The following is an 18384-nucleotide window of genomic DNA, read 5'->3' as shown; positions in this document are numbered from 1 at the left end:
TCGCCCGCCCACCGAGGAGCGCACGGGATCCCGGAGGAGTGCGGACGGGCGCCGCCGGACGCGGGGGCCCGGTCGGCGCACCGCTCCGGGGGCCGCCCCGCGGGCGGGCCGTGCGCACCCGCCTGCGGGGCGCCGACCGGCCGGGGCGGCCGGGGCGGCCTTCGGCGGTCAGGTGGCTTTCGTGACCGGTTCCGGCACGCGGCGGTCGGCCGGTTCCGAGAACCCCCGCCGGAGCAGCAGCAGCCCGAGGGCGATCTCGAAGAGCCCGCCGGGGATCGCGAGGAGGACCCCGGCACCGGCGACGGCGAACTCCAGCATCGCGCCGGCGGCGAGCAGGGCGTATCCGAGGACACCCCATCCGGCGAACCAGCGGGGCGCCCACCGCTGCGCCGCCAGCGCGCGGCAGAACGGGATGCTGCCCACGCCGAGCACGAGCATGGCGGCCCCGTACACGATGTCATTGCCCGCGGCCGGCCCGAAGGCCAGGAACAGCGTGCCGAGGGCGAGCAGGACGGCCTCCAGGAGCCTGACGGTCAGATAGGACCAGGCGGTGCGCGGTGCGGCCTCCCGCAGGGCGCGAAAGGCCGCGGCGCCGATCGTCGCCACCGCGGCGGAGTTGAGGAGCATGAGCCCCAGGCCGAGGGGGCGGTCGGCGAGCGCGCTGCCGCCGCCGTAGAAGAGGAACGCTGCCAGGAAGAGGGCGCCGGCCAGTCGGCCGGCATTGCGATGGGACACGGGGCGCTCCTGTCGTACTTAGTACGTTTACTAAGTACGATAGAGTCGGGCATCCGGGCTGTCAATGCTGCTGAGTGAGGTTCACGTGTCCGAAACCGCACGGGGCGGGGGTTCCCGGAGGCCGAATCCCCTGGACCGCGACCGGATCCTGGCTTCCGCGGTGGCCCTCGCCGACACCGACGGACTGGGGGCGGTGACGATGCGGTCGCTGGCGCAGGCGCTGGACGTGAAACCGATGTCGCTGTACCACTACGTCCGCGGCAAGGAGGACCTGCTGGACGGCATGGTCGACCTCGTGTTCGGCCGGATCGACCTGCCGGATGTCGACAGGCCGTGGCGGGCCGAGATACGTCGGCGCGCCGTCTCTGCACGCACGGTCCTGGCCCGGCATCCGTGGGCGCTGGCCCTGATGGACACGCGGACGGCGCCGGGGCCGGCCACCCTCCGCCACCATGACTCGGTGGTCGGCGTACTGATGAACAGCGGGTTCTCGCCGGCGATGACCGAGCGCGCCTACGCGATCATCGACGCCTACGTCTACGGCTTCGTGCTGCAGGAGGCGTCGCTGCCCCTCGACGACCGGCGCGGCACCGCCGAGGTGGTGAGGTCGGTCATGGCCGGCTTCGACCAGGAGCGGTATCCGCACCTGGCCGGGTTCGCCTCCGTACACCTGATGCGGGCCGACCACGCCTTCGGCGGGCACTTCGAGCCCGGTCTCGACCTGGTCCTCGACGCGGTCGGAGCGCTCGCGGACCCCTGAACCCCGATGGAGCCCCCGGTCCGCCCCGACCCGGAACGGATCCCCGAGGCGGCGGCACGACAGGTCCTCGACCCGGGGGCACTCCGGGCGCGCGGACGGCCGCCGGGGACGCGGTCGTCCGGGCGGCGAGGACGGCGGTGCCGGGCACCGGAGCAGGATCCGGGCGGAGGAACGGCCCCCGGGAACGAGGCGCCCCGCGCGGTCGTACACGGCCGGCGGGGCCGCACGGAAAGGCGAAGGGGCCCCGGAGCGGCGCTCCGGAGCCCCTTCGCGGGCGGTACGGGTCGCCCTAGCGGGCCAGCGGGGACCCCACCGGCAGGGAGGTGTCCGTGGCCAGGTCCAGCGACGACGGCGGCAGCCCCGCCGCCACGACCTCCGCGCCCAGGGCGGCGATCATCGCGCCGTTGTCGGTGCACAGCCGGGGCCGGGGCACGCGCAGCGTGATGCCCGCCTCGCGGCAGCGCTGCTCGGCGAGGGCGCGCAGCGCCGAGTTGGCCGCCACGCCGCCGCTGATCACGAGGGTGCTCACGCCGTGCTCCACGCAGGCGTCCACGGCCTTGCGGGTGAGCACGTCCACCACCGAGTCCTGGAACGCGGCGGCGATGTCGGCGACCACCAGCGGCTCGCCCCGGCGGTCTGCGTCCTCCACGTGGCGGGCGACGGCCGTCTTGAGCCCCGAGAACGAGAAGTCGTACGTGCCGTCCCCCCACTTGCCGCGCGGGAACCGGATCGCCCTGGAGTCCCCCTGCTGCGCCGCCCGGTCGATGGGCGGCCCGCCCGGGTAGGGAAGGTCGAGCAGCCGGGCCACCTTGTCGTAGGCCTCGCCCGCGGCGTCGTCCACGGTGTCGCCCAGCGAGACCACGTCGGTGGCCAGGTCGTTGACCAGCAGCAGCGAGGTGTGCCCGCCGGAGACGAGCAGGGCGATGGCGGGCTTGGGCAGCGGCCCGTGCTCCAGCTGGTCCACGGCCACGTGCCCGACCAGGTGGTTGACCCCGTACAGCGGCTTGTCCAGGGCCATCGCGTACGCCTTGGCGGCGGACACCCCCACCAGCAGCGCCCCGGCCAGGCCGGGGCCCGCGGTGACGGCGATCGCGTCGACGTCGGCCAGCCCGACGCCCGCCGAGTCCAGCGCCCGGTGCACGGTGGGCGTCATGGCCTCCAGGTGGGCGCGGCTGGCCACCTCGGGCACCACCCCGCCGAAGCGGACGTGCTGCTCGACGCTGGAGGCCACCGACTCGCCGAGCAGCTCGCAGCCGCGCACGAGGCCGACGCCGGTCTCGTCACAGGACGTCTCGATGCCCAGGACGAGCGGCAGGTCGCGGTCACTCATGGGTAGCCTCCTCGGCGATGCGCCGCATGACCAGGGCGTCCGCCCCGTTGTAGTAGCCGCGCCGGACTCCGATCCGCTCGAATCCGAAGCGGGCGTAGAGCTTCTGGGCGCGCGGGTTGTCCGAGCGCACCTCCAGGAACATGTCGCGCACACCGCGCCGGGCCGCCTGGTCGAGCAGCTCGGTGAGCAGCGCCCCGCCGACCCCCGTGCCCCAGGCCTCCCGGGCGACGGCCATGGTCTGCACGTCCCCCTCGGGCGGGACGAAGCGCAGCCCGGCGTAGCCGACCAGGGCGTCGTCGTCGGCGACCGCCACGGTGTAGCGGCGGGTGGCGGTCTCGGCGAGCTCGTCGCGGAGCATCCCCTCGCTCCAGGCGTCCTCCGGGAAGAGGGAGCGTTCCAGCGACATGACGGCGTCGACGTCGTCGGCGGTCATCGGGCGCAGGACCACGCCCTCGGGCGGGGCGGTGCGCACGGCGTCCAGGGCGGTGTCGCGCACCGGTGTCACTTCACCCACTGGCGGACCTTCTTCGGGGCTCCGGGCACCACCGCGTCGGGGCGGCGCAGGTAGAGCGGTTCGGGGGCCGGGAGGTCCTCGCCGCGGTGCAGCCGGTACAGGGCGAGCTCGGCCAGGGCGGCGGCGTCGGGGTGCACCGGCTCCGGAGCGGCGGCGGCCGCCCCGAACACGTCGGCGTACATGCGGGCGCCCTCGCCCACCAGCGGCAGCCCGCCGGTGTCGAGGTCGGCCGGGCGGTCCACGGCGACCTCGCCCACCCGGGTGAGGCGGTCGTCGTAGCGCGCCCAGAACACCTCCTTGCGGCGGGCGTCGGTCATGGCGACGAAGGGTCCGGTGCGCCCGGTGGCGAAGGCCAGTGCGTCCAGGGTGGCCACCCCGTGGCAGGGGACGCCGAGCGCGTCGGCCAGGGCGTTGCCCGTGGCCAGCCCCACGCGCAGGCCTGTGTAGGGGCCGGGGCCGATCCCGACGGCGACCGCGTCGAGGTCGGCCAGGGCGACCCCGGCCTCCGCGGTGAGCCGCCGGATGGTCGGCGAGAGCAGTTCGCCGTGGCGGCGGGCGTCCACCGAGGACGCGCTCGCGCGCAGGGTGAAGGCGCCGTCCGCGCCGGACTCGCCGATGGCGGCGGTGACGGCGGGGGTGGCGGTGTCGAAGGCCAGGAGCAGCACGGGTCTAGTCTTCCGTGTTCTCGTCGTCGACGGCGACGGGCAGGGCGACGTCCGCCCAGCGGTCGCCGACCGGGGTGAGGTGGACGGTGCGGGTGTCGTCGGGGTGGCGCTCGATCCGGATCTCCAACCGGTCGTCGGACAGCCCCTCGGCGACGCCCTCGCCCCACTCCACGACGGTGACGGAGTCGGGGAGGGTCATGTCGAGGTCGATGTCGTCGATCTCGTCGGGCCCGCCCAGCCGGTAGGCGTCCACGTGGACCAGGGACGGGCCGCCGGTCAGGGAGGGGTGGATCCGGGAGATGACGAAGGTCGGGGAGGTGACCGAGCCGCGCACGCCCAGTCCCCGGCCCAGGCCCTGGGTGAGGGTGGTCTTGCCCGCGCCCAGCGGGCCCGAGAGGATCAGCAGGTCGCCGGGGCGGCTGAGACCGGCCAGGGCGCGGCCGAGGGCGCGCATGGCGCCGTCGGTGGCGGCGGTGACCGCGGTGGGCGCTTTCGTCGTGGTCGTCACGTCAGTCATCGGGCTCGCAAGGCTCGTCGGTACGGTTCGGGCGGTGGCCGACCGGGGCGGGGCACGACCTCGGGCGTCCCCTCCATCCCAGGTTAGGCGGGTCGGACGGGACCTGTGTCCGGCTGTGGACGATCGGCCGCGGTCGGCACTGCGGCGTCCGGACGGGCCGGAACGCGGCCGGCGCGCGGTCGTCCGCCGCGGGTCAGGTGCCGCCGACGTACTCGCGCGGGACCCGGGGCCCCACCCGGGTGACGATCTCGTACGGGATGGTGTCCAGGACCCGGGCCCAGTCCTGGGCGCTCGGTGCCCCCGGGTGCCCGGCGGGGTCGCCGAACAGCACCGCGTACTCCCCGGCGGCCACCTCGTCGTCGCCCACGTCGACAACGAACTGGTCCATGCACACTGTTCCCGAGATGACGCGCTCGCGGCCGCCGAGCAGCACCGGCCCCCTGTTGGTGGCGGCCCGGGGCACGCCGTCGGCGTATCCCAGGGGCACCAGGGCCAGGGTGGTCTCGCGGTCGGTGACGTAGCGGTGCCCGTAGGAGACGCCGCTGCCGGGCGGCACCCGCTTGGTGAGTGCCACGCGGGCACGCAGGGTCATCGCGGGCCGCAATCCGGGCACGTCGTAATCCGGGATGGGGGAAAGGCCGTAACTCGCGATTCCGCCGCGGACGAGGTCGAAACGCGCCTCCGGCAGGGTGAGCAGGGCGGCCGAGTTGGCGATGTGGCGCACCTCGGGTGCGAGACCGACCTTGTCGGCGGCCTCCAGCGCGTCGTGGAACACCGAGAGCTGGGCGGCGATCGAGGGGTGCCCGGGCTCGTCCGCGCAGGCGAAGTGCGACCAGATCCCGCTCACCCGCAGGTGCCCGGCCTCCTCGGCGCGGGCGGCCGCCTCCACCAGGGAGCCCCACTCGGCCCGGCCGACGCCGCCCCGGTTGAGGCCCGTGTCGATCTTGAGCTGCACCCGCGCGGTGCGGCCCAGGCGGCGGGCCTGCGCCACCACGGTGTCCAGCACGGACGCGTCGCCGACCCCCAGGTCGATGTCGTTCTCCACGGCCCGGTCCACGGGTTCGCCGGGCGGGATGATCCAGGCCAGTACGGGTGCGGTGATCCCGGCCGCGCGCAGCCCGAGCGCCTCGTGGATGAACGCGGTGCCCAGCCACGTCGCCCCGCCCGCCAGCAGCGCGCGGGCGGCGGGCAGCATGCCGTGCCCGTAGCCGTCGGCCTTGACCACGCCCATGAGCGCCGCCCCGCCGGCGCGCTCGCGGAGCAGCCGTGCGTTGTGGGCGATCGCGTCCAGGTCGACGCGGGCGTGCGCGAAGTGAGCCATGCTCCCAGTCTTCCACGTATGGGTTACCTGCGCGGAGCTTCGGGTATGTGGGCTACGACCGAGTTCGGACGTATCCGGATGTGTACGGAGTGCGACGATACTCGAGGCCGTATCTGGGGGTAACGGCATGAGCGAGTTCGCAACTGAACGACCCGTCAACGCGGTCCGCCTGTGGACGGGCGGCCTGGCGACGGCGGTGGTGGCCGCACTGGTGGTCCTGGTGGGCACCCTGTTCTTCAGGGGTGCCCTGGGGGTTCCGGTGCTGGCCCCGGAGGAGGCCGGTTACCTCGGTGACGCGGGGACCGTGGCGTACGCCTTCATGGCGGGAGTCGCCGCACTGGCGGCCACGGCCCTGATGCACCTGCTGCTGGTGGCGGCGCCGCGCGCCCGCGCCTTCTTCGTCTGGATCATAGGGCTGATCACCGCTCTCGCGGTGGTCACCCCCTTCACCCAGGGCGCGCCGGGCGACAGCCAGACCGCCACCGCCGTGATCAACCTGGTCACGGGCGTGGCCATCGCCATCCTGGTGAACAGCGTGGCGCGGACCGCCGTGGTCCGCGGCAGGCGCCCGGCCGGTGAGAAGCCGGTCCTGCACCAGGAGGGCATCCTGCCCGAGGTCCGCGAACCCCGCCGGGAACCGACCGAGTCCCCGGGGGAACCGCGGGGCCTGTGACTCCCTGACCCAGGGTCATGACGCGGGAGAACGGGGGGCGGAGCCGAAGGGCTCCGCCCCCCTCCGCGTGTCCGGGCCGGAGCGGTCAGGCGGTGCCGGCGATGAGGCGGTCGGCGTGCTCCGGGCTCAGGCAGTGCTCGATGACCAGGACCGCGGCGCCGACCACGCCCGCGCTCTCGGCGGCGGCCGACGACACGATGTTCAGGTGCTCGGTGGCCAGCGGCAGCGACCGCTGGTAGATGACCTCGCGGACCCCGGCCAGCAGGTGGTCCCCGGCCAGGGCCAGCGCGCCGCCGATGACGATGACCGACGGGTTGAACATGTTGACGGACGCGGCCAGCACCTCGCCGATGTCGCGGCCCGCCTGGCGCAGGGCGCGCAGCGCCGGGACGGACCCGTTGCGGGCCAGTTCCACCACGTCGCGGGCGCCGTGGGCGGGCACCCCCTCGGCGGTGAGGGACTCCGCCAGGGCGGCGCCGCTGGCGACGGCCTCCAGGCAGCCGGTGTTGCCGCACCGGCAGGGCCTGTCGGCACCGCTGGGGACGTGGATGTGCCCCATGTCCCCGGCCGCGCCCTGGGCGCCCCGGTACACGTGCCCCTCGCTGACTATGCCGCAGCCGATGCCGGTGGCGACCTTGACGAACATGAGGTGGCTGGCGGTGGGCCAGGCGGTGTGGTGCTCGCCGATCGCCATGATGTTGACGTCGTTGTCGACCAGTACCGGCACGGCCAGCCGCCCGCCGACGTAGCCGGGCACGTCGAAGCCGTCCCAGCCGGGCATGATCGGCGGGTTGACGGCCCGGCCGGTGGAGTGCTGGACGGGGCCGGGCAGGCCGATGCCCAGGCCCAGCAGCTCGGAGACGTCGCGGTCGGCCCGGGCGAGCAGGGCGCGGCCGTGCTCCACCACCCAGTCGAGGACGCGCTCGGGGCCCAGGGCGATGTCGAGGTCGGCGCGCTCCTCGGCGATGACGTCGGCGGCCATGTCGGTGAGGGCCAGCCGGGCGTGGGTGGCGCCCAGGTCGGCGGCGAGGACGACCCGGGCCCGCGGGCGGAAGGAGAACGTGGTGGGCGGGCGCCCGCCGGTGGAGACGGCCTCGCCCGCGGGGCCGATGAGGCCGCTGGCGAGGAGCGCGTCCACCCGCTGGGTGACGGTCGAGCGGGCCAGACCGGTGGCCCCGGCCAGCTCGGAGCGGGTGCGGGGGCGGCCGTCGCGCAGGAGCCGGAGCAGGGTCCCCGCCCCGGGCGCGGTGGTGGTGGGAGCGGCCCGGAGTCCGTGGACCGCCGGACCGGTCAGCGCATCTTCCGTCATGGGACAAGTCAAGCACAGGATCTATTGACCGGCCCTCCGCAATCTATTGCGGTCACATTTCTCAACTTCTGCTTGACCATCGTCATAAGTCCGGCGTACGGTGCCACCATGTCAGTGAGTAAGGTCACAACCATCGGCGGCGGATCCGATGTCGGGGCGGCCGTGCCGAACGCCTACCGGGCCGCCGTGATCGGCACCGGGTTCATGGGCCGGGTCCACAGCCACGCCGTCCGCGCCCACGGGGGCGCGGTCGTCGGGGTCGCGGGCTCCTCCCGTGAGAAGGCCGAGGCCTTCCGCTCCGCCAACGGCGTCGGGCGCGCGTACGCCGACGCCCTGGACCTGATCCGCAGCGACGACGTGGACGTGGTGCACGTCTGCGTCCCCAACCACCTGCACGCACCCCTGACGCTCGCGGCCCTGGCCGCCGGCAAGCACGTGGTGTGCGAGAAGCCCCTGGCCACCGACGCTGCCACCGCACGGGAGATGACCGCGGCCGCCGCGGACGCCGGCCTGGTCGCCGTCGTCCCCTTCGCCTACCGGTTCCACCCCATGGCCCGCGAGGCCCGCGCCCTGGTCGCCGCCGGCGCCGTGGGCCGGGTCGGCCTGGCCCACGGCGGCTACCTCCAGGACTGGCTGCTGTACCCGCAGGAGGACAACTGGCGGGTGGACCCGGCCATCGGCGGACCCACCCGGGCGTTCGGCGACATCGGCTCGCACTGGTGCGACATGCTGGAGTTCGTCACCGGCGACCGGATCACCGAGGTCTGCGCCCGGACCGGCCGGTTCAACGACGTCCGCGACGGCCGCCCGGTGGACACCGAGGACCTGGTCACCCTCCAGTTCGCCACCGCGGGCGGAGCCGTGGGCGGCGCCGTCATCAGCCAGGTCTCCCCCGGCCGCAAGAACAGCCTGGTGCTGGAGGTCTCCGGCACCGAGGGGTCGCTGCGCTTCGACCAGGAGCGCCCCGAGACCCTGTGGGCGGGCGGGCGCGGCCGCACCTCGGTCATCTCCCGCGACGCCCCGGACCTGAGCCGCGACGCCGCCCGGCTCGCCACCGTCCCCGTCGGCCACCCCCAGGGCTACCAGGACTGCTTCAACGCCCTGGTCGCCGACACCGCCGACGCCGTCTCCGGCGGCTCCCCCGAGGGGCTTCCGGTCTTCGCCGACGGGCTGCGCGCGGCGGTCATCGCCGAGGCCGTGCTGCTGTCGGCCCGCGAGCGCCGCTGGGTCGACGTATCCGAGGTGGATCCGGGATGAGCACCGCCGCCCCCGCAGCACCGGTGGTCCGCATGAGCGGCATCACCAAGTCCTTCCTGGGCGTCCGCGTCCTGCACGGCGTCGACCTGGAGCTGTACCCGGGCCGGGTGCACGCCCTGGTCGGCGAGAACGGCGCCGGGAAGTCGACCCTGATGAAGGTCCTGGCCGGGGTCCACCCGGCCGACGGGGGCACCGTCGAGCTGGACGGCCGCCCCGTCTCCTTCGAGCACCCGGTCCAGGCCCAGCGGGCCGGGGTGGCCACCGTCTTCCAGGAGTTCAACCTGCTCCCGGAGCGGACCGTCGCCGAGAACGTGTTCCTGGGCCGGGAGATCCGGGGCCGCCTCGGCGCCGTGGACGGCCGCGCCATGGAGCGCGCCACCGCGGCCCTGCTCGCCGACCTGGACCTGGTCGGCATCGAGCCCTGGGCCCGGGTCCGCTCCCTGTCGGTGGCCCAGCAGCAGGTGGTGGAGATCGTCAAGGCGCTCTCGCACGACGCCCGCGTCATCTCCATGGACGAGCCGACCGCCGCACTGGCCGAGAGCGAGGTGGAGGTGCTCTACCGCATCATCGGCCGCCTGCTCGAACGCGGTGTGGCGGTGCTGTACGTCTCCCACCGGATGCGGGAGATCTTCGACCTGGCGACCCGGATCACCGTCCTGAAGGACGGCCGCCTCGTCGACACCGTGGACGCCGCCGACACCCGCCCGGCCGACCTGGTCCGCATGATGGTGGGCCGGCCGGTCTCGGCGGTCTTCCCCGAACCCCTGGAGCCCCGGACGCCCGAAGAGGGCGGCGGGCACCACGGCGACGTGCGCCTGGAGGTGCGCGGTGGCGGGAACTCGCAGCTGCACGACATCTCCTTCCAGGTGCGCGGCGGCGAGATCGTGGGCCTGGGCGGGCTCCAGGGCAGCGGGCGCACCGAGATCGCGCACGCCCTGTTCGGGATCGAGCGCTTCACCCGGGGCGAGGTCGCCGTGGACGGGCGCCGGGTGGACCCGCGCTCGCCGCGGGCCGCGATCCGGGCCGGGCTGGTGCTCGTGAGCGAGGACAGGAAGACGCAGGGCCTGGCCCTGAACCAGTCGGTCCTGGCCAACGCGCGACTGGTCCTGGACGCCGTGTGGCCGTTCGGGTCGGGGGCCCGGGCCGCCCGGCTGCCGGGGGTGCTGTCGTCCCTGGAGCTGGTCGCGCGCGGCGGGAACGCGCAGGAGGTCCGCTACCTGTCGGGCGGCAACCAGCAGAAGGTCGTGCTCGCCAAGTGGCTGGCCACCGAACCCGGGGTGATGGTGCTGGACGAGCCCACCCGGGGCATCGACGTCGGCGCCAAACAGGCCGTCTACCGGCTGATGCGGGAGCTGGCGGCGCAGGGCGTGGCCATCGTCCTCATCTCCTCGGAGCTGCCCGAGCTGATCGGCATGGCGGACCGCCTGGTCGTCCTGGCCGACGGCCGGGTGGCGGGCGAACTGCCCGGCGGCTCCGGCGAGGAGGAGGTCATGGCGCTGGCCACCGGCTCCTCCGTGGAGGCCGCCGGACCGGGGGTCGAGGACCCGCGGATCAGCGCCGCGGTGGCCGAGCACTCCGACGACCCCCGGCACGAGGAGGCCGCACCGTGAGCACACCCCCCGCCTCCCCCCTGGCCGCGGTCCGCGCCCTGTGGGCCCGCACCGGCACCACCGGCGCGGTCTACCTGGCCCTGGCCCTGCTGCTGGTGCTCAGCACCCTCTACGTGGCGTCCCAGGGCAAGAACCTCTTCACCACGGCCAACACCGTGGACCTGTTCACCCGCAGCAGCCTGCTCGGGTTCCTCGCCATCGGCCAGACCCTGGTGATCCTGTGCCGCTCCCTCGACCTGTCGGTCGGGTACGTGGCGGCCCTGTCCACCGTCGTCGCGGCCACCGTCATGGCGGGCGACCCGGCCCGCGTCCCGCTGGGGATCGCCGCCGCCCTGGGCCTGGCCGCGCTGATCGGCCTGGCCAACGGCGGCATCGTCACGTGGCTGCGGGTCAACCCCTTCATCGCCACCCTGGGGACCGGCCTCATCATCAAGGGCTACCTGGACACGAACTTCCAGGGACCGGCCGGGTCGGTGCCCGCCGCCTTCCAGGCGTTCGGCTACACCCGCATCGGGGTGTTCCCGGTGTCCACCCTGGTCATGCTGGTCCTGGCCGCCGCGGTGATCGTGTTCCTGCACCGCACCCGCACCGGCTACCACATGTACGCGGTGGGCGGCGACGCCGAGGTCGCCCGCCTGTCCGGGGTCCGCGACCGGATCCCCGTCATCACCGCGCACGTCCTGTGCTCGATGACAGCCGGGGTCGCCGGGCTGCTGCTGGCCGCCCGGTTCGGCACCGGCAGCGCGCTGGTCTACAACAACGGCTACGAGCTGGAGGCCATCGCCGCGGTGGTGCTCGGCGGGACCTACCTGATGGGCGGGCGCGGCGGCGTGGCCGGGACCATCGCCGGGGTGTTCATCCTGGCCACCCTCGACACGGTGTTCAACGTGCTGGGGGTGGACCCGTTCGTCAAGGACGTGCTGCGCGGCGTCATCGTCATCGCGGCCGTCGCCATCTACGCCCGAGGCCGGCTGTCCCGGTCGGCTGTGCGGGTGCGCTTCCCCTCCGGTGGCCCGCCGCCCGCGGACACCGGTCCCCCACCCGCTCCGGGGCCGGAGGGCGCCCCGGTCCCCGAGACGACACCCCAGGGAGGTGGCCGATGACCGAGTCGCCCGCCCGGCACTCCGTGCTCCGAGCCCTGCCGTCCCTCCTGGGCCGGGGCGGCACCACCACGGTGCTCCTGCTGCTGGTGCTGATCTTCGTGGTCATCGCCACCCAGAACCCGTCGTTCTTCCAGGGCCCGCCGCTCATGGCCTTCGCCAAGAAGGCGGCCCCGCTCGTCATCCTGGCCGTGGGCCAGTACCTGGTCATCGTGTCCGGTGAGTTCGACCTGTCGGTCGGCTCCCTGGTCGGCGCCCAGGTGGTCATCGCGGCCCGGCTCATCGACGGCGAGGAGGGCATGACCTGGCCGGTCATCCTCGTCATGCTCGCCTTCGGCCTGCTGGTGGGGCTGGTCAACGGCCTGGTCACGACACTGCTCAGGGTGCCGTCGATCATCACCACCCTGGGCACGATGCTCGTCCTGTTCGGCGCGGTCCGCTTCTGGACCGGGGGCGCGCCCACCGGCTCCCTGTCGGAGGCGTTCCGCGTCCCGGGCCGGGGCGGGATCGAGGGCGTGCCCTTCCTCGGGCAGCTGCCCTGGGCGGCGCTCATCGCCCTGGCGCTGACCGTCGGCGCCGTGTTCCTCATGCGGTCCCCGTTCGGCCGCGCCCTGATGGCGACCGGCGACAACGACGTCGCCGCCGCCTTCTCCGGGGTGCGGGTGCAGCGGGTGCGCACCCTGGCCTTCGTCGGCTCCGCCCTCATGGCGACGGTCGCGGCGATCCTCATCGGCGGCTTCGCCGGGGTCACCGCGCAGGTCGGACAGGGGCTGGAGTTCACCGCCATCACCGCCGTGGTGCTGGGCGGCGTGGTCCTGGGCGGCGGCCGGGGGACGGTCGTGGCCGCCGCCCTGGGCGCCCTCACGGTCGACGCCCTGTTCACCCTGTTCAACCAGCTCTACCTGCCCTCGACCATCCAGCCTTCGGTACAGGGGCTCATCATCATCGCCGCGGTGGCCTACGCCGCCCGCCGGGGCGATCTGCGACCGCCGGGGCGCCCGCGCCGGCGACCGGACAACGAACCCGAGCGGCAGCTCGGGACCCCCAGGAGGTAATCATGCGCATCTCACGCATGCTGCTCGCCGGTACCGCCGGCCTGACACTGATGCTCTCGGCGTGTACCACGGACACACCGGACGACGCCGCCCCCGGGGGCGGGGGCGGTGCGGAACCGACCCCCGACGCCGAGTGGTTCGACCAGGCGGAGTACGACGCCCAGCTCGCCCAGCGGGAGATCGAGCCGGAGGGCCCGGCCGACCAGCCCTGGCTCCAGGCGATCGAGCCGGAGTGGACGGACACCTCGGAGTTCGCGCACGACTCCCCGGAGGACGCCACCGTCTGCTTCTCCAACGCCTCGGTCTCCAACCCCTGGCGCGTCACCGGCTTCATCACCATGGAGCAGCAGGTGGAGGCGCTCCAGGAGGAGGGCCGTATCGGCGAGTTCCGGGTGTCCGACGCGGCCGACGACGACAACCAGCAGATCTCCGACATCCAGGCGTTCGTGGACTCCGGCGACTGCGACGCCATCATCATCTCGCCGTCCACCACCGCCACCCTGACCCCGGCGGTGGAGACCGCCTGCGAGAGCGGCGTCCCGGTCATCGTGTTCGACCGCGGCGTCAACAGCGACTGCATGGTCACGTTCATCCACCCGATCGGCGGCTACGCCTACGGCGCCGACGCCGCGGAGTTCCTGGTGGACAACCTGGAGCCCGGGTCGACGGTGCTGGCGCTGCGCATCCTCCCGGGCGTGGACGTGCTGGAGCACCGCTGGGCGGCCGCCCAGCAGATCTTCGGCGGGAGCGACCTGGAGGTGCTCGGCTACGAGTTCACCGAGGGCGACGGCGCCAAGATCAAGGACCTGGTCTCCCAGCACCTCCAGCGCGGCGAGGTGAACGGCATCTGGATGGACGCCGGGGACGGCGCCGTGGCCGCGCTGGAGGCGTTCGAGGACGCCGGACAGCCCTACCCGGTGATCTCCGGTGAGGACGAGCTGAGCTTCATGCGCAAGTGGGACGAGGAGGGGCTGACCGCGATCGCGCCGGTGTACTCCAACTTCCAGTGGCGGACCCCGGTCCTGGCCGCGTCCATGATCCTGGCCGGGGAGGAGGTCCCCGCGGAGTGGATCCTGCCGCAGGAGCCGATCGGCCAGGGCGAGCTCCAGGACTTCCTGGAGCGCAACGCCGACATGCCGTCGCTGCACTACGCCAAGTTCGGCGGGGAGGACCTGCCCGGGTTCCCCGACGCCTGGACCGACCGGTAGGAGGAGGGGACGATGCGCGCGCTGGGGGTCAACACCTGGGTGTGGACGTCGCCGCTGACCGGGGCGGCTCTGGAGAGGATCGCCCCGCGGGTGGCCGCGTGGGGGTTCGACGTGATCGAACTCCCCGTGGAGGACGTCGGCGACTGGGACCCCGGCCGCGCGCGGGACCTGGTGAGCGGGCTGGGTCTGGAGCCCCGAGTCGTACTGGTCATGGGCCCGGGTCGGGAGCTGGTCGCGACCGACCCGGGCACCCGGCGGACGACACAGGACTACCTGCGCCGGGTCGTGGACGCGGCGGCGGCGGTCGGGTCGCCCGTCGCCGCCGGTCCCGCCTACGCGTCGGTGGGCCGCACCTGGCGGATCCCCCCGGCCGGGCGGGCGTCCCTGGCGGCCGAGCTGACCGAGGCCCTGGCCCCGGTCGTGGAGCACGCCGCCCAGGCCGGGGTCCGGCTGGCGGTGGAGCCCCTCAACCGGTACGAGACCAGTGTCCTCAACACCGTGGACCAGGGCTTGGAGCTGTTGGCCGACCTGCCGTCGGAGCACTGCGGCCTGGCGCTGGACATCTACCACATGAACATCGAGGAGAGGGATGTGCCGGCGGCCATCCTGCGGGCGGGCGGGCGGGTCGCCCACGTGCAGGTCTGCGCCAACGACCGGGGCGCCCCCGGCGCGGACCACCTGGACTGGCCCGGGATCGTCGGCGCGCTGGACGCGATCGGCCACGACGGCCCCCTGGTCATCGAATCGTTCACCGCGGAGAATGCCAGCATCGCCACCGCGGCCTCCATCTGGCGGCCGCTGGCGGAGACACAGGACGCGATCGCCGTCGACGGGCTGGCGTTCCTGCGGTCCCTCCTGAACGGAAGGTGAGGAGTGGGGGGCGGCGGGGCCCGGTCCGTCTCCGACCGTGCGCGCACAGCGGTCGGGCCGGTCCCGCGTCCGCGACGGCACACCCCCACCCCGCTCGGCACCGCGCTCGCCGGAAAGCGCCGCCGGGAGCAGGGTGACTTCCACCCGCTAGGAGACGTCACCATGCCCGACGACCACCGGACCCCCCTGATCGAAGAAGACCAGGCCCCGCCTCCCCCCGGGGCCCCGCCCGAACCCCAGCACGCCACCCCCCTGACCTGGTGGCTCACGATCGGCGCGATGGCGGTCGTGCTCGCCCTGGCCGCCGCGCTCGTCCTGTCCCCCGGAGAGGAGGCGGAGAGCGGGGACACCGAGGCGGTGGCGGCGCTGGCCGAGGCCGCGATGGCCGCGCGCGCGGAGCTGGCGCCGGTCGTGGAGGAGATGGAGGTCTGGCTGCCCGTGGACGGCTCCCACCCGCCCCTGGAGGTGGTCGACGCGGGCACCGTGCACGGGTGGCGGACCACCGCGCACGAAGTGATCACCTCCCTGGGTTCCGAGGGCGACCCGGACCCCGTCCGCACCGCCCTGGTCTCGTCCGCCTCGCTGCTGGTGGTGACCTCCGACACCTACTCCAAGGCGGCGCTGGTGGAGGACGAGGACCTGCGCATGGACCTGCTGCACGTGGCGATGGGCGTGCGGAACGAGGCCGTGGTGGGCTGGTCCGCCGCGGCCGCGCACCTGGACGAGGCCGCGGTCGCCGCGGGGCTCGGCCACGTCCACGCCCACCTGCCCGCCGCCCCGGGGACGGGAGCGCTGGAACCCGACGGCACCGCCGGGGCCCGGGCGGAACACGACGACCACTGACACCGACCACGACGACCACCGGGCCCCGCCGCACGGCGGGGCCCCTTCGGCGCAAGCGCGAGGGCGCACCGACGAAAGGCCCGACATGACACGACCAGTCACCCTCTTCACCGGACAGTGGGCCGACCTGCCCTTCGAGGAGGTGTGCTCCCTGGCCTCCTCCTGGGGCTACGACGGGTTGGAGGTCGCCTGCTGGGGGGACCACCTCGACGTCACCCGGGCCGCCGCGGACGACGACTACGTGCGCGACCGGCTCGGCATCCTCGAGCGGCACGGCCTGGGGCTGTGGGCGATCTCCAACCACCTGCTCGGCCAGGCGGTCTGCGACGACCCCATCGACCACCGGCACAGGGACATCCTGCCGTCCCGGGTGTGGGGCGACGGCGACCCCGAGGGCGTGCGGCGGCGCGCGGCCGAGGAGATGAAGACGACCGCGCGGGCGGCGGCCCGGCTCGGGGTGTCCACGGTGGTGGGCTTCACCGGGTCGGCGATCTGGAAGTACGTGGCGATGTTCCCGCCGGTGGGCGAGGACGTCATCGAGGCCGGCTACCGGGACTTCGCCGACCGCTGGAACCCGATCCTGGACGTGTTCGACGAGGTCGGGGTGCGGTTCGCGCACGAGGTGCACCCCTCCGAGATCGCCTACGACCACTGGTCCACGCAGGCGGCGCTGGAGGCGGTGGGACACCGGGAGGCGTTCGGCCTGAACTGGGACCCCAGCCACATGGTGTGGCAGGACATCGACCCGGTGTCGTTCCTGTGGGACTTCCGGGACCGGATCTACCACGTGGACTGCAAGGACACCCGCAGGCGGACCGGCAACGGCCGCAACGGGCGGCTGGGCTCCCACCTGCCGTGGGGCGACCCGCGGCGCGGCTGGGACTTCGTGTCCACCGGGCACGGCGACGTCCCCTGGGAGGACTGCTTCCGGGTCCTGAACTCCATCGGCTACACCGGACCGATCTCGGTGGAGTGGGAGGACGCGGGGATGGACCGGCTGGTCGGCGCCGCCGAGGCGGTGCGGTTCGTCCGCTCGCACGCCTACGACCCGCCCGAGGCGTCCTTCGACTCGGCGTTCGGCTCCGGCTGAGCCCCGGCCCGGCCGCCGCGGGTCACATCATCGGGGCGATCACCACCCTGTACCCGCGGCCGCCGGCGACGACGTCGCGCCTGAAGTCGTTGAACCGGTTGACCGAGTCCTGGACCGTCCGGCCACTGAACAGTGCCGGGTCGGCGGCGGGCAGGCGGGTCAGGACGGCGCGGACGGCGTCGTCGACGGACAGCACCGTCTCCCGGTGCTCCGGGACGATGCGCGCGTCGTCGAGACGGCTGATGGCGATCCGGAACATGGCCGGTTCTCCTCGAACATGGGGGCGGCTGTGGGAGAGCGGGGTCTTCCCCGATTGTCCCCCATCGCCGCCCCTCCCGACCGCTTCCGGATCAGACCTCCAGGCCCTCCTCGACACCCTTGAGCCGGTGGCGGGCCAGGGCGAGGTTGCCCCGGGTCCGGTCCAGCGCCAGGTAGAGGAAGAGCCCCTGGCCCTTCCGGCTGGTGAGCGGGCGGATGATGTGGTACTGCCCGGACAGCGTGATGAGGATGTCCTCGATGGCGTCGTTGAGGCCGAGCTGGTCCATGGTGCGCATCTTGGCGCGGACCACCTCGGTGTTGCCCGCCGCGGCGACGGTGAGGTCGAGCGTGTTGGTGGAGGCGAGGGTGCCCAGCGCCATCCCGCTGCTGTAGTCGACGACGGCGGCGCCGACCGCCCCGTCGATGGCCATCATCTCTTTGAGACCGGTTTCGATGTTCGGCATGTCGTTCTCTCTCCTTAGCGTGGTTCGGCCCGTCCGCCCCCGACCGGTGATCCAGCGGCGCAGCCCGCGGACCGCGCGGCGCGGGGAGTCCCCACCGCTCACGCGGTCACCGTCCGGTCGGGGCGGTCGGTGGACAGGGTGCGCAGTGCGGCGAGGACGCGTTCCAGGACGCCGCGGTCCACGGGGACGGCGGTCCGGGGGCGGGGGACGGGCCCCCGGCCCGGCAACGGGGGCCGGTCGTCGTCGCGGCGGGGCGCGGGCAACCGGGCGGTGCGCGCGAGTCGGCGCAGGTCCCGCAGGGCGGAACCGAGGTTCCCCCCGGCCCGGGACACCCGCACCCGCAGGCACAGGTCCGCGGATCCGGCCAGGACGGCGGCCAGCACGTGGTGCCCGGCGTCGGAGACGACCACGTCCTCCAGGTCCTGTGCCGCGCACAGCGGCCCGGCGTGCACGGTCCGCAGGATCGCCACCGCGTCCTCCGTGCGGTCCTCGTCGCCGACGTGGACGAGGGTCCGCCCGCTCCGCCAGTCGACGAGGTGGACGCTGCGCACACCGGGTGTCTGGAGCAGTTCCCTCATCTGTCGGTCGATCGCGCGCACATCGGTCCTTTGCGAGACGGGGCCGGGCGGCCCGCGGCGGCCGGGGCCGCGGGCCGCCCCTGTACGGACAGGCACGACAATAGAACGACGCGGAGGGATTCGCTGGCTTTTCGGAAATTTATTGCGTTATGCCTGACAGGAGAGCCGAGTCGGCAATGCCGGGACGACAATGGTCACACAGGATTACGGTGGCGCGACACCATGAA

Annotated in this window: 20 protein-coding genes; 10 read left to right on the top strand and 10 right to left on the bottom strand. The window is 73.9% G+C overall.

The window, feature by feature from the left end; translation table 11 throughout:
* Window positions 1–168: 168 nt before the first annotated feature.
* Window positions 169–735, bottom strand: a complete 567-nt coding sequence (locus ACSUPR_RS20095; protein WP_436886246.1) for a DUF4386 family protein — start codon at window positions 733–735, stop codon at window positions 169–171.
* A 160-nt stretch (window positions 736–895) separates the two neighbouring features.
* Between ACSUPR_RS20095 and ACSUPR_RS20090 the strand changes: the two genes are divergently transcribed.
* On the top strand, window positions 896–1495 hold the full coding sequence (locus ACSUPR_RS20090) for a TetR/AcrR family transcriptional regulator (protein ID WP_436886245.1): 600 nt from the start codon (window positions 896–898) through the stop codon (window positions 1493–1495).
* A gap of 289 nt (window positions 1496–1784) precedes the next feature.
* On the opposite strand, the gene tsaD is transcribed toward ACSUPR_RS20090, so the two are convergent.
* The 5 genes from tsaD to alr all read right to left on the bottom strand — a co-directional run bounded on the left by tsaD (window position 1785) and on the right by alr (window position 5842).
* The gene (gene tsaD / locus ACSUPR_RS20085) at window positions 1785–2825 is read right to left on the bottom strand and encodes a tRNA (adenosine(37)-N6)-threonylcarbamoyltransferase complex transferase subunit TsaD (protein WP_436886244.1); all 1041 of its coding nucleotides are present in this window, start codon (window positions 2823–2825) and stop codon (window positions 1785–1787) included.
* A complete protein-coding gene (rimI, locus tag ACSUPR_RS20080) occupies window positions 2818–3258 on the bottom strand; it encodes a ribosomal protein S18-alanine N-acetyltransferase (RefSeq protein WP_436892068.1) in 441 nt (146 codons plus the stop codon). Before rimI ends, tsaD begins: the two co-directional genes overlap by 8 nt.
* Window positions 3259–3326: 68 nt before the next feature.
* Window positions 3327–4004 carry a tRNA (adenosine(37)-N6)-threonylcarbamoyltransferase complex dimerization subunit type 1 TsaB gene (gene tsaB, locus ACSUPR_RS20075; RefSeq protein WP_436886243.1) on the bottom strand — a complete coding sequence of 226 codons (678 nt, stop codon included), beginning with the start codon at window positions 4002–4004 and terminating at the stop codon, window positions 3327–3329.
* 4 nt (window positions 4005–4008) lie between these two features.
* Window positions 4009–4521, bottom strand: coding sequence for a tRNA (adenosine(37)-N6)-threonylcarbamoyltransferase complex ATPase subunit type 1 TsaE (gene tsaE / locus ACSUPR_RS20070; protein WP_436886242.1), 513 nt, complete (start codon window positions 4519–4521; stop codon window positions 4009–4011).
* A gap of 193 nt (window positions 4522–4714) precedes the next feature.
* Window positions 4715–5842 (bottom strand): alanine racemase, encoded by a 1128-nt coding sequence (gene alr, locus ACSUPR_RS20065; protein WP_436886241.1) that lies wholly within the window; start codon window positions 5840–5842, stop codon window positions 4715–4717.
* Between the two features lie 127 nt (window positions 5843–5969).
* Here alr and ACSUPR_RS20060 point away from each other — a divergent pair, with 127 nt between their 5' ends.
* Window positions 5970–6515, top strand: coding sequence for a DUF6069 family protein (locus tag ACSUPR_RS20060; protein ID WP_436886240.1), 546 nt, complete (start codon window positions 5970–5972; stop codon window positions 6513–6515).
* An 85-nt stretch (window positions 6516–6600) separates the two neighbouring features.
* On the opposite strand, the gene ACSUPR_RS20055 is transcribed toward ACSUPR_RS20060, so the two are convergent.
* Window positions 6601–7824: an ROK family transcriptional regulator gene (locus tag ACSUPR_RS20055; RefSeq protein WP_436886239.1), complete on the bottom strand. Its 1224-nt coding sequence runs from the start codon at window positions 7822–7824 to the stop codon at window positions 6601–6603.
* Between the two features lie 114 nt (window positions 7825–7938).
* Here ACSUPR_RS20055 and ACSUPR_RS20050 point away from each other — a divergent pair, with 114 nt between their 5' ends.
* The 8 genes from ACSUPR_RS20050 (at window position 7939) to ACSUPR_RS20015 (ending at window position 16857) form a co-directional block, all read left to right on the top strand.
* Entirely contained in the window at window positions 7939–9081 is a 1143-nt protein-coding gene (locus ACSUPR_RS20050) for a Gfo/Idh/MocA family protein (RefSeq protein WP_436886238.1), read from the top strand.
* Window positions 9078–10691: a sugar ABC transporter ATP-binding protein gene (locus tag ACSUPR_RS20045; protein WP_436886237.1), complete on the top strand. Its 1614-nt coding sequence runs from the start codon at window positions 9078–9080 to the stop codon at window positions 10689–10691. Before ACSUPR_RS20050 ends, ACSUPR_RS20045 begins: the two co-directional genes overlap by 4 nt.
* Window positions 10688–11794, top strand: coding sequence for an ABC transporter permease (locus ACSUPR_RS20040; protein ID WP_436886236.1), 1107 nt, complete (start codon window positions 10688–10690; stop codon window positions 11792–11794). Before ACSUPR_RS20045 ends, ACSUPR_RS20040 begins: the two co-directional genes overlap by 4 nt.
* On the top strand, window positions 11791–12846 hold the full coding sequence (locus ACSUPR_RS20035) for an ABC transporter permease (protein WP_436886235.1): 1056 nt from the start codon (window positions 11791–11793) through the stop codon (window positions 12844–12846). The genes ACSUPR_RS20040 and ACSUPR_RS20035 overlap by 4 nt, the downstream gene beginning before the upstream one ends.
* A gap of 2 nt (window positions 12847–12848) precedes the next feature.
* Complete coding sequence (locus ACSUPR_RS20030) at window positions 12849–14054, top strand: substrate-binding domain-containing protein (RefSeq protein ID WP_436886234.1); 1206 nt, start codon at window positions 12849–12851, stop codon at window positions 14052–14054.
* A 12-nt stretch (window positions 14055–14066) separates the two neighbouring features.
* Complete coding sequence (locus tag ACSUPR_RS20025) at window positions 14067–14924, top strand: sugar phosphate isomerase/epimerase family protein (RefSeq protein ID WP_436886233.1); 858 nt, start codon at window positions 14067–14069, stop codon at window positions 14922–14924.
* A gap of 162 nt (window positions 14925–15086) precedes the next feature.
* Window positions 15087–15767, top strand: a complete 681-nt coding sequence (locus ACSUPR_RS20020; RefSeq protein ID WP_436886232.1) for a hypothetical protein — start codon at window positions 15087–15089, stop codon at window positions 15765–15767.
* A gap of 85 nt (window positions 15768–15852) precedes the next feature.
* Window positions 15853–16857, top strand: coding sequence for a sugar phosphate isomerase/epimerase family protein (locus ACSUPR_RS20015; protein WP_436886231.1), 1005 nt, complete (start codon window positions 15853–15855; stop codon window positions 16855–16857).
* Between the two features lie 22 nt (window positions 16858–16879).
* Here the strand turns inward: ACSUPR_RS20015 and ACSUPR_RS20010 are convergent, their stop codons facing one another.
* From ACSUPR_RS20010 to ACSUPR_RS20000, 3 genes are all read right to left on the bottom strand, one after another.
* Window positions 16880–17116, bottom strand: coding sequence for a hypothetical protein (locus ACSUPR_RS20010; RefSeq protein WP_436886230.1), 237 nt, complete (start codon window positions 17114–17116; stop codon window positions 16880–16882).
* A 91-nt stretch (window positions 17117–17207) separates the two neighbouring features.
* Window positions 17208–17579 (bottom strand): hypothetical protein, encoded by a 372-nt coding sequence (locus ACSUPR_RS20005; protein WP_436886229.1) that lies wholly within the window; start codon window positions 17577–17579, stop codon window positions 17208–17210.
* A 98-nt stretch (window positions 17580–17677) separates the two neighbouring features.
* Window positions 17678–18178 (bottom strand): hypothetical protein, encoded by a 501-nt coding sequence (locus tag ACSUPR_RS20000; RefSeq protein ID WP_436886228.1) that lies wholly within the window; start codon window positions 18176–18178, stop codon window positions 17678–17680.
* Window positions 18179–18384 lie beyond the last annotated feature (206 nt).

The sequence above is a fragment of the Nocardiopsis dassonvillei genome (assembly GCF_964273065.1).
In the GTDB taxonomy this organism is placed as follows: Bacteria; Actinomycetota; Actinomycetes; order Streptosporangiales; family Streptosporangiaceae; genus Nocardiopsis; species Nocardiopsis dassonvillei_B.
The sequence above is the reverse complement of the archived record's forward strand: the minus strand, read 5'-3'. Positions and strand labels throughout refer to the sequence as shown.